Origin of the sequence: Pseudoalteromonas sp. TB64 (assembly GCF_000498095.1) — a bacterium.
In the GTDB taxonomy this organism is placed as follows: Bacteria; Pseudomonadota; Gammaproteobacteria; order Enterobacterales; family Alteromonadaceae; genus Pseudoalteromonas.
The window spans coordinates 1-10,871 of record NZ_AUTQ01000245.1; the positions used below are offsets into that span (position 1 = coordinate 1).

The 10,871-nt window shown below is 37.4% G+C and carries 9 protein-coding genes, 1 other RNA gene and 1 pseudogene; 5 read left to right on the forward strand and 6 right to left on the reverse strand.

The window, feature by feature from the left end; all coding sequences use genetic code 11:
* An RNA gene (rnpB, locus tag L647_RS1000000125095) (RNase P RNA component class A) lies at positions 1-189 on the forward strand; the annotation flags it as partial.
* 76 nt (positions 190-265) lie between these two features.
* Here rnpB and L647_RS0120350 read toward each other — a convergent pair.
* The gene (locus tag L647_RS0120350) at positions 266-1,345 is read right to left on the reverse strand and encodes a mechanosensitive ion channel family protein (RefSeq protein ID WP_024612652.1); all 1,080 of its coding nucleotides are present in this window, start codon (positions 1,343-1,345) and stop codon (positions 266-268) included.
* A 120-nt stretch (positions 1,346-1,465) separates the two neighbouring features.
* On the opposite strand from L647_RS0120350, the gene L647_RS0120355 reads away from it, so the two are divergent.
* Positions 1,466-2,419 carry a YihY/virulence factor BrkB family protein gene (locus L647_RS0120355; protein ID WP_024612653.1) on the forward strand — a complete coding sequence of 318 codons (954 nt, stop codon included), beginning with the start codon at positions 1,466-1,468 and terminating at the stop codon, positions 2,417-2,419.
* Positions 2,420-2,469: 50 nt separating this feature from the next.
* Here L647_RS0120355 and L647_RS0120360 read toward each other — a convergent pair whose 3' ends face one another.
* Entirely contained in the window at positions 2,470-3,351 is an 882-nt protein-coding gene (locus tag L647_RS0120360) for a LysR family transcriptional regulator (protein WP_024612654.1), read from the reverse strand.
* A 90-nt stretch (positions 3,352-3,441) separates the two neighbouring features.
* Positions 3,442-6,546, reverse strand: coding sequence for an EAL domain-containing protein (locus L647_RS0120365; RefSeq protein WP_033024562.1), 3,105 nt, complete (start codon positions 6,544-6,546; stop codon positions 3,442-3,444).
* Between the two features lie 199 nt (positions 6,547-6,745).
* Here L647_RS0120365 and L647_RS01000000124715 point away from each other — a divergent pair.
* Positions 6,746-7,581, forward strand: a pseudogene (locus tag L647_RS01000000124715) (pirin family protein).
* A 21-nt stretch (positions 7,582-7,602) separates the two neighbouring features.
* Positions 7,603-8,580, forward strand: a complete 978-nt coding sequence (locus tag L647_RS0120375; RefSeq protein ID WP_024612656.1) for a glutathione S-transferase family protein — start codon at positions 7,603-7,605, stop codon at positions 8,578-8,580.
* Here L647_RS0120375 and L647_RS0120380 read toward each other — a convergent pair.
* From L647_RS0120380 to L647_RS0120390, 3 genes are all read right to left on the reverse strand, one after another.
* Positions 8,577-8,819: a hypothetical protein gene (locus L647_RS0120380; protein ID WP_024612657.1), complete on the reverse strand. Its 243-nt coding sequence runs from the start codon at positions 8,817-8,819 to the stop codon at positions 8,577-8,579. The two genes, L647_RS0120375 and L647_RS0120380, sit on opposite strands and share 4 nt — an antisense overlap.
* Positions 8,820-9,132: 313 nt before the next feature.
* Positions 9,133-9,570, reverse strand: a complete 438-nt coding sequence (locus tag L647_RS0120385; protein ID WP_024612658.1) for a hypothetical protein — start codon at positions 9,568-9,570, stop codon at positions 9,133-9,135.
* 6 nt (positions 9,571-9,576) lie between these two features.
* Positions 9,577-9,915 (reverse strand): hypothetical protein, encoded by a 339-nt coding sequence (locus L647_RS0120390; RefSeq protein WP_024612659.1) that lies wholly within the window; start codon positions 9,913-9,915, stop codon positions 9,577-9,579.
* 496 nt (positions 9,916-10,411) lie between these two features.
* Here L647_RS0120390 and mraZ point away from each other — a divergent pair, with 496 nt between their 5' ends.
* Complete coding sequence (gene mraZ / locus L647_RS0120395; RefSeq protein WP_024612660.1) at positions 10,412-10,870, forward strand: division/cell wall cluster transcriptional repressor MraZ; 459 nt, start codon at positions 10,412-10,414, stop codon at positions 10,868-10,870.
* Position 10,871 lies beyond the last annotated feature (1 nt).

A 10,871-nucleotide genomic window follows, 5' to 3' on the forward strand; every position in this document is an offset into this window, starting at 1 on the left:
CCGGGCCGCTAGTAATAGTCGGTTGCAAGGTAAACTCCACTCGGAGCAAGACCAAATAGGGTTCCTTATGGCGTGGCCCACGTTGGAACCGGGTAGGTTGCTTGAGCCATAGAGCGATTTATGGCCTAGACGAATGATTATCACTTTCTTCGGAAAGGACAAAACCCGGCTTATAGGCTGACTCACTCATTCAATAAAAAGCCCGCAGTTAACGCTGCGGGCTTTTTTGCGTCTAAATTTTAGTTATATATAATCTAAGCCATCCTTAAATAATATTTTTCCCTTGTTCTGGATCGCGTGATTGCTCTGCTTGTTCGCGTATTTCATCGGTGTCGCTGCTTACATCATCAAGCGTTTTAGTTTGATCAACTGTTTCACTCTTTTTGTTTTTGCTCTGAGATGGCTGTTTTTGCTCTGAACTAGAAATACTGTCGTTAGGGGCTGTGAGTATAATTCTTTCTCGTGCGTCATCAGGCATACTAATATTTTGTTTTGTAAACTCATTCACAAGCTCTCGCATAAGTTGTGAGCCTACCTTTAATGGGCTGTGCTGTTCGCTATTAACCCAAAAATACAAAACAAAGTTAATCGTCGATGATCCTAAGTTTTTTATTAATACTTGTGCCGGCGGGTCGATAAGCACCGCGTTTTGTTGATTCGCAATATCGAGGGCAAGGGTTTGTACGCTGCGTATATCGTTATCGTAGCCTATACCAATTTCTACTTTACCGCGCATTTTTGGATTGGCAGTTAGGTTTTTAATGGTATTTTTATACACAGTCGCGTTAGGAATTTGAATATGATTGCCATCGTAATCAACAAGCGTGGTTGCTCTTGCGGTTACTTTTTTAACAATACCTAATCGGCCATCTACTTCAATGACATCGTCAATTTTAAAAGGTCTTTGTACACTCAATAATAAACTGGCGATGAAGTTCTCTGCTATGTCTCTAAAAGCAAAGCCGAGTATTAAACCGATTAACCCAGTCCCACTCATAATAGCAACAGCAAATTGAGTAAGCCCTGCTAAACGTAAAAATAAATACACCCCTAATAAAATAATCAAGGTGCTTATGCTGCGCCTTATAACGAGATGAACAAGTTTACTGTCGGTCATGTAATCAATGGGTTTAATTAGTAATCGAGAAAGTGGTCCTGCAATTAAGTAACTGAGTATTAAAAGTATTATACCGAGTAAAAGTGTGGGTAAAATTTGCGCTGTTGCGTGAAGTAATTGCACGCCTTGATCATAAAAGAAATTCCACGAAAGTGTGTCAACTCTAATTATTTCAGTTGTTGGTGCTGTATTATTTAGTGCTAGGCTGCTTTGTAGAGTAGTGAGCATGGCTTATCTTCCGTGTTAGAGTCACTTATAGTTAAATGTTAGCAAGTTTGATACCAAACGCTTTATTTAACTTGGCAAATATTTTGCTGTAATAACATAATACAAATTTTGAGGTTTAGAATGAAAGAAGCTAAGCGAGGGCAGCAAGCTACACAACCTATAAGTATTCCTGCTGTAGGTTGGTGGGATATTGCTAAACGCATTTTTAAACAAATGGATGAAGACAATTTATCGCTTGTTGCTGCAGGTGTGGCATTTTATGCTCTACTTGCTATTTTTCCGGCAATTGCAGCATTAGTATCAGTTTATGCCTATTTTGCATCTCCTATTGATATAAATGAGCACTTAAGTCAATTTGTTACGTTATTACCCGATAGCACACGAGAGCTTATTTTATCGCAAGTTTCGAGCCTTGCCCAAAGTTCAAACGCAAGCTTAAGTATGAGTGCTTTGGGTACATTAGTATTAACTATTTGGAGTAGCTCAAAGGGAAGCCAAGCATTAATTACTGCGTGTAACATTAGTTACCGTGAATATGAAAAGCGATCTTTTTTTCAAGCGCAATTGGTTCGATTTTTGTTTTCGGTAGGCGCTATTGTTGTGTCTATTTTTGCGCTATTGATTATTGGTATTTTACCGATTGTTCTCAACTTGGTAGGTTTACAAGAAGAAGTTGATTTACTTATAAAGCTTATTTCATGGCCATTGCTGGCATTTACTTTTAATTTTGCATTAGTACTTTTATATAGATATGCACCACATCGTAAACCAGCTAAATGGCGCTGGATCACGATGGGATCGTCTATTGCAACCGTGCTTTGGATTGTTGCTTCGATTGGTTTTTCATTTTACGTGTCGCGTTTTTCAAGTTACAACGAAACCTACGGATCGCTAGGTGGCGTTGTTATTATGCTTATGTGGCTTTATATAAGTGCTTATATTGTTATTCTAGGTGCTTCTACTAATGCTGCTACAGAGCAGCAAACGGCAATAGATAGCACAATTGGTCCATCTAAAGAAAGAGGTCATAGAGGCGCTTACGTTGCCGATCATCTCGATGTTAAAAATAATTAATTTAAAGCGTATCAGGTAAAAAAATACGCTAATTTAAATTAGCGTATTAATTACGAATTAGTTAAAGCAATTAATTGCTCTTTAAACTCTTGGGCAGCAGGACCTAGTCTATCTATATCGTTACACATTAAATATAAATTAAGAGTGCGAGTTGTGCCTTGCTCTAAATTTAGCGCTTTTAATGTTTGATCTTCTATTAGGTGCGATATTTGTGTATTGGGGAGCCATGCATAACCTAAGTTTTGGCTTACCATATCAATAGAGTTACGTAAGTGGCTAACTGTCCAGCGCATATCGGCACCAAGCCATCCTTCATTGTGGCTGGTGTAAGTTGCTGAATCTCTTACTACTATTTGCCTGTGAAGTTTTAAATCATGAAAATTTAATTGCTCCACTCGTTGGTGCAATGGATGATCTTTATGAGCTACGGCAACAAACTCAATATCACAAAGTTTGGTGCAACTAATGCCATAAACAGGGATAGATGAGATAGCTAAGTCAACTACAGCATTGCTTAGTAACTCGTTTGTACCGGTTAGCACACTTTCGATTAAATCAATTTTTAGCAGCGGATAAAGCTCGCTCGTTTTAGCAAGTGCTTGGTATAAAATAGAATGCGGAAATACTTCATCAACCGCAATTTTTAATGTACTTTCAATACCTTCACTTAAGGTACTTGCTACTGACTCTATTTTACTTGCTTCTTCAATTAAAAACTCTGCACGGCGTAAAATGAGCTTACCATTATCGGTTAAAAATGCTTTACGACCTTTTACTTCAAGCAACTTTACTTGCAAGGCGCCTTCGAGCTTTTGCACAGCATGATGCACGGTTGATTGGCTTTTATGTACTGCAGCGCTTGCACCTGCAAACCCACCGTGGTCTACAACCGCTTTAAACATTCGCCATTGCTCTAATGTTGCTTTTGCCATTTCGAAATCCTGTCACTACTTTCTATCTGATTGCATTACTTGACCGCATAGATGGACTATTTATTGCGTAACAGTGTTTTTTTTGTCTAATTATTTAGAACGAATAACTTTTTTATCAGTTAAAAGTGTCATAAAGTCACTTTTATTTAGAGGCTTAGAAAATAAGTAACCTTGACCATAGTCGCATCCTGCATCGAGTAATAATTGCATTTGTAATTTGGTTTCAATACCTTCAGCAATTACTTTTAAACCTAGTTGATGCGCCATTACTATAATTGCTTCACAAAGCGCGAGTTCTTGACTACCAACTTGAATATTATCAACAAAGCGCTTGTCTATTTTTAAGTAGTCGGTATCCATTTCTTGTAAGTAAGCAAGCGATGAGTACCCTGTACCAAAGTCATCAAGAGCAAGTTGCATTCCTGATTTTACTATTTCTTTTAGGCGTCTTTGCGTTAACGCTTCAGGGTTAACCATTAAACCTTCGGTTATTTCAGCCACAATTGAAGAGGCGGGTAGTTTTGCTGCATTTAGCATCGCGTACCAGTCATCTATACCGCTATCGGGGGTTGATAGTTGTACGGGAGATACGTTTACACTTATTTGAAAAGTATCATCTGTGAGTTTTTTTATGTCATTTAATGTTTGTAAGGCTTGAGCAAACACAAATTGACCAATTGCATTTATTTGTCTGGTTTCCTCAGCAAGTGGAATAAAAGCAATAGGGCTGATTAAGCCTTTTTTTGGGTGTTGCCAACGAATCAATCCCTCTGCTTTGTGAATTTGTAGGTTATTTAAAGCAACAATGGGTTGGTAAAATAACTCAAACTGCTCTTGCTCAATTGCACTTCTTAAATCTTTTAATAGCAACATACGGGCTTGTGCATGTTCGCGCATATCAGCAGAGAAAAATTCAAAACCGTTACGCCCGTTGCTTTTTGCTTTATACATTGCCTGATCGGCGGCTTTTAAAAGTTGCTCGGTATTTTCACCATCGTTAGGCGCACATGCAATACCTATACTTGCACTAATAAAAAACTCTTCTTTTTCAATATGTAAAGCTGAAGACAAGCTAAGTAAAATGTTACTGGCTATTTGATTTATATGGCGTGTACTTTTAATGTGGTTAAACACAATAACAAATTCATCGCCACCAATACGCGCTACAAATTCAGCATTTTTTGCCGACTGCACAATACGCTGTGATACTAACTTTAGTAAGTTGTCACCGTAATGATGACCTAAAGTGTCATTAATATCTTTAAAGTGATCAATATCTAAAAGCATAATAACGAGTTGGTTATTACTGCTATCTACATTTAAAAGTTGTTTGTTTAATCGCTCTTTTAATTCTAATCGGTTAGGTAGATCGGTTAAATGATCAAAATGTGCCTGTCGCCAAATAGTTTCGTTAGCTTGTTTTTTTTCTGTTAGATCTGTGAATATAGCGATACGACGAATTGCTATATTGTTTTGATCGTAAATCGTATCGATAGTGAGTAATTCTGTATACAGCTTACCGCTTTTTTTACGGTTGATAACTTCGCCTTGCCAGCGACCAGTCTGTTTTAGTTCAGACCACATTTTATTATAAAAACTCTTATCGTGTTTTCCCGATGAAAGAATAGCAGACGATTGACCAACAACTTCTTCTCTATTATATAAAGTAGCTTTGCAAAAAGCAGGGTTAACATCGTAAATAATGCCATTAGCATCGGTTATTGCCATACCTTCACTGCTGTTGTTATAAACTAATGAGGCAAGATGGAGCGCCTCTTCATTTGCTTTTCGCTGTGTTATATCGCGAAGTACAACCACGTACTCATTATTGTTTTGCATTGCACTAATACGTGCTTCAAAACTGCGCTTTGGATCTGATTTTTCGAGCGTAAATTCTAAGTTATTCGACACATCTAGTTTAGGCAACTGCGCCAATAAAAGGTAAACATTAGCTTGTGAGAGTATTGATGTTAAGTGAGGAACTTCAATACTGTTTGGATTTACTTGAGGCTTGAATTGACCCGTAATATTAAGAATATCACCCTGACTATTAATCTTAACGTAACTATCTGGTAGCGTATTAAGTAAGCTCGTTAGTTCATCGTGCTTATTTTTTAAGTTAGCCTCTGCGGTGAGTCGAGTTTGCGCCATTGATTTAAAACGTTGATAAAGTGTGTTTAGTTCTGGGCTATTAGGCTGAACTTGCTGCTCGGGCATTGCGCCTTTAGCTAACACATCGGTTGCATTCGTTAGGTTGTTAATGGGGTCAATAATACTGGTTTTAAGTAATTTACGTGCGATTAGGGTCATTGCCAACAATGACAAAATAAATATACCGAGTGCTATAAAAAAATTATTATTTATCTGATTTAAAGCATTAGTTATAGGGAGTGCAATATGTATGTTTAAACTATTATTACTCGGATCGCTATAAATTACAGAGTGATGAAATATACGAGTTTCACCCCCATTAGAATTTATTATTGTTGATGTTGTATTATCTACAGAGAAATCGGTTGCCAGTAAAGTTTGGGTAATATTTTCTCCCACTGCAGCAGAGTCTGGCGGATAGCGGGCTAAAATTTTACCGTTTGCATCAGCAATTGCTGCAATAGAGCCTACTGGTAGTTCAATATCATTAAAAGCATTGTTCCACCAATCAAGTGCTACCACTATAACAATAACACCTTGGGTTATATTATTTTTATTAGTGATGGGCAGGGCAAAGTTAAGCGTATTTTTTTCTAGGCTTCTATCGTGTTGAAAGTAACCTACAGATAACTGGTTACTCTTTAAAGCATTTTGAAAGTATGGACGATCTGCAACATTTATCGCTTTAGCTAATCCATTTGTTGTGCAAATAACAACCCCATGTTGATTAACAATACCAATATTTGCAACGTGCGGATAAATAGCTCTAAATTGATTAAAGTAGTTTGGGCAGGTTGTTGCTAAGTTATTTTTATTACTTTCCTCTTTAGCTAAATAACTAGCTAAACGATCAATATCATCAATTAAGTTTTTTTGCTGAGAAATGAAGTGCTTTGCAATACTTGTTACCTTGTCTTCACTTTGCTCTATTGAATGAGCGCGTTCAAACAGCAATGTAAAAACAATCAAAGCGGTGCCCGGAATGCTAAGTAATATTAACAAGCGATAAAGCTGATGTTTGAGAGAATAAGTAAAAATAACTATTCCTTAGTTTTGTATTTTGCAATAAGAATTGTAACCAAATTAGCTCCAAATAACCATAGTAATTATAAGGTTGAAAATATAACCAATAAAGCATTATAGTCTATTTTTTAGAATGTTAAGCTCGATTTAAAGACATAGTTGTTTTGTTTAATGGATGATTTAATAACTCCATCAACTTATTCTTTAAAGTGAGTTAAAAATGAAAATATTAAAAGTACTTACAGCCTATGCAACTCAAGATGGCGATGGGGTAAATATTAGTCGAATACCAGGGTTTGATGGAAAGTATTTAGATCCGTTTTTAATGATTGATGAACTTAAATCAGATAATAAAAAAGATTACATAGGAGGCTTTCCTGAGCATCCCCACCGAGGAATTGAAACATTTACTTATATTCTAAAAGGAGGCTTTGAACATCGAGATCAAATGGGTAACAAGAAAGCGATTAGATCAGGCGATGTACAATGGATGAGTACAGGTAGGGGAGTAATGCACAGTGAAATGCCACTTGCAGACACTTCAAATGGTCTGCATGGATTTCAAATTTGGATCAATATGCCAAGTTTGGATAAAATGCGTGATCCACGTTATCAAGACACTACACAAAATCCAGCCCCGAGTTTTACAAACACACAAGGCGTGACGTTCAAAGCACTTGCAGGATCGTGGCAGTTCGAAAATGAGATACTTACAAGTAGTTTGCAAAGTTTAGCTGCTAACGCTGCACTTGCAGATATCACATTACCTGCAGAAAAAAGCATGTATTTAGCACCTCTGAGCCAGCAAAAAGTAATGATCTATATTCACAGTGGCTCNCAGCCGATAATCAAACAATACCAGCAGGTAAGTTACTTATTTTAGAACCTGGCAGCGATATTAATATTAGCTCTTTACAAGGTGCCGGTATTTTGGTTTTAGCAGGTGACCCACTTAATCAACCTATTGCTCATATGGGTCCATTTGTAATGACTACTCAAGCTGAAATACAGCAAGCAGTACGCGATTATAAAAATGGTGATTTTGGTAATATTTAACAATATTTTTAGGAGAATTTTATGGGATTATTAGTTAACGGCAAGTGGCAAGATAAGTGGTACGACACAGATTCAAGTAATGGTAAATTTGAACGTGAAGCTGCTCAGTTACGCAATTGGATAACGGCGGATGGCAGAGCCGGCGTTACTGGTGATGCTGGGTTTAAAGCCCAAGCTAACAGATACCACTTATACGTATCGCTGGCATGTCCTTGGGCGCACAGAACGCTTATATTTAGAACATTAAAAGGATTAGAAGAGTTGATTACCGTGTCGGTTGTTAGCCCTGATATGCTTGATAGTGGTTGGGCGTTTGATACTCAAAACAGTACTGGCGATACTTTATTTAACAGTAATTACTTACACCAGGTTTATACAAAAAATAATGCTAAGTATTCAGGGCGAGTGACAGTTCCTGTATTGTGGGATAAAAAGCTTAATAAAATTGTGAGCAATGAGTCTGCTGACATTATACGTATGTTTAACAGTGCGTTTAATGAATTAACAGGTAACAAAGATGATTATTATCCTGATGTATTAAAACTAAAAATTGATGAATTAAACGCGCTGATTTATCCAAATATCAATAATGGAGTTTATCGTACGGGCTTCGCAACAACTCAGAATGCTTATGAAGAGGCATTTAACGATGTATTTAAAGCACTCGATAAAATAGAAAACATACTGAGTAAGCAGCGTTATTTAGCTGCAAATGAACTCACAGAGGCAGATTGGCGACTATTCACTACTCTAATTCGGTTTGATAGCGTGTACGTTGGTCATTTTAAATGTAATTTGCGCACGATTGAAAGCTACCCTGCACTAAGCGGATACCTTAGAGAGTTATATCAGGTTAAAGGGATAGCGGAAACGGTTGATTTTTATCATATTAAACGTCATTACTACTTTAGCCACACAATGATCAACCCAACACAGGTAGTGCCGAATGGTCCTGAGATAAATTATTTATCTGATCACGGTAGAAATATTTACTTTTAAGCGAGTAGCCTAACAAGCCAGCCATATTTTTTGACTAGCCCCGTTTCGTTTTTACCCGCTTGAACTGCTACACCAGCTAAAAATGCACTGGTTAATCCTACTTTAGTTGCAGCGAAACGCTTTAGCCTATATTGAAATGCAGCATGATGCTGTCGTTTCAATTCGCTGCGCACATCCATTTGCTTACTTAAAAGTTGAACATTCTCATTAGGTGCTTTAATTAAATGATTTACTAACACAATAGGCCCGTTTATCTTTTGAGGTTAAATTTACAGTAGCATGTTTGGTTATTAAGCAAAGCAGAGCCTATGTAGTGTGGTTGCTCCCCATAAATAGGTAGTAACGCAGCATAAAGGCAAGACATGCGCTGCCCTTTGGGCAATTTACTCTTTGTTACTTACTCGGTTTTCACTTGTTCTTACATGGATGAAAGCCAGTAGGGTAACGCAAGAGGAGTTACCGAGCCCACTAGGTTACAACCTCGCGCCGCAATTAAACTGCCTCTAGAGAGAACAAATTTTAATCATGGAAGGTCAACAGATCCAAGTCTTCTTACAAATTAAATAGCTGCTTTAAGCTTTTTAGCGTTTTACTAAAACCAATCTTGTTACTTAAATAAACAGTGTTTTTCCAAAGCCATGCTAAGCAAGCGACTTGCAATAAAGTGGCTGNAAGCCATACCGATCCAAATAAATCGTATATACCATATCCAACAGCACCTAAAACTCCCGCCCACAACAAAACTAAACCACTGGCAAAACAGCCCAAAAATATGGTGATCAATGCAAGCGATCTAAGCGATAACCTCCATTCAGCTTTAGCAAGCTGGTGGGTGATCTTTCCTTGAGTTTGGTAATCATCCTTGAGTTGCTTTGAGTATTCTAAAAGCTTTGCAATGTGATCTTGCCAATCGTCCTTTTGGCTTTCATGATCAGTGGTTTGGTTTTGCGCGTTACCATCCTTGGTTGCGTTTGTTTGCGAGTTATCCATCACAAGTTACTTACGGCGAAATAACGATGTAATAAGCATGCCCGCAGCAAAGGCGATACCTGCAGTTGCTAATGGATTTTCAGAGGCAAAGGCGCGTGTTTTTGCTGTACATTCACTTAGCTTTTCACGAGCAATAAGTTGCTTTTCGCTTAATGCTTCAGCTGAACTAGACGCCCCTTTTCTCATACTACTTTCTGCTGTTGCAGCTTTTCCAGATAGAGCATCCACTGCATCGTGTGCAGCTGATGTGGCTTTATCGGTCAAAGGTGCTTCACTATTTGTTTGCTTAATCTCAGACTTCGCATCTGTAGGTACAGTCGATTTAGTATTTGTTGCAGTAGCCATAATCAATCCTTAATAAATTAAAATATTTAAATAGTGATTTTAGATATGCAATGACTGATCCAAATATGTTTTTAATTTTAGTTTATTGATTATATTAGTTTTTATTTTTACTTCTCGTTTTTTATATTTTGTAATTAAAAATAAATCGTAACTATTACTACCTATCTGGGTAAATTTTACAAAATAGTGAAAAAGGGTTAAAAATTTATAAATATTCACTGTTTATTCAGTAAGCAGAGCTTGTAAACAAGAAGTTATCAAAAGCGAGGAAAGTTTTTTCTGCGTTGTTATTCCACTTTTTCCCACGTAATTCAATCGCTTTGCTTAAACCCTTATTTTTTCTAGCTTTGGGACTTGTTAAAGCTGGTCAGCTTACTTGACAAAAAGGCTTGTCAAGCCATAAACTGGAGCACTGTGGTGAAAAGTGGTTTTTAGTGGATCAAATTGGATCAAATTAATCAAATGTTGATTAAAACAATTTTAAAATAGGCTTTTTATGTTTCGTGGCGCAAGTTCGCTGAGTTTGGATGATAAAGGACGCTTTGCGGTACCCACTAAGTACCGAGAATCCTTGTTATCTGAAGATCAGGGAACAGTGATCTGTACCGTTGCGTTAAATGAGCCCTGTTTATGGTTATATCCACTAGCTGAGTGGCAAGAGATAGAGAATCGCTTAGCTAAAATTTCTAATATGGATCCACGAGCCCGTCGAATGCAGCGTATGTTGCTCGGGAATGCTACTGAATATCAACTTGATAAAAATGGTCGAATTTTGTTAGCGCCTTCATTGCGCGCACATGCAGAACTTGGCAAAAAAATCATGCTGGTTGGTTTGATGAATAAATTTGAAATATGGGACGAGGCGCGTTGGAACGAACAGATGCGTAAAGATACTGAGCTAGAAAGACTTGGTGCTTTTGAGCCAAACCCAATTTTAGATAACTTTACACTTTAAC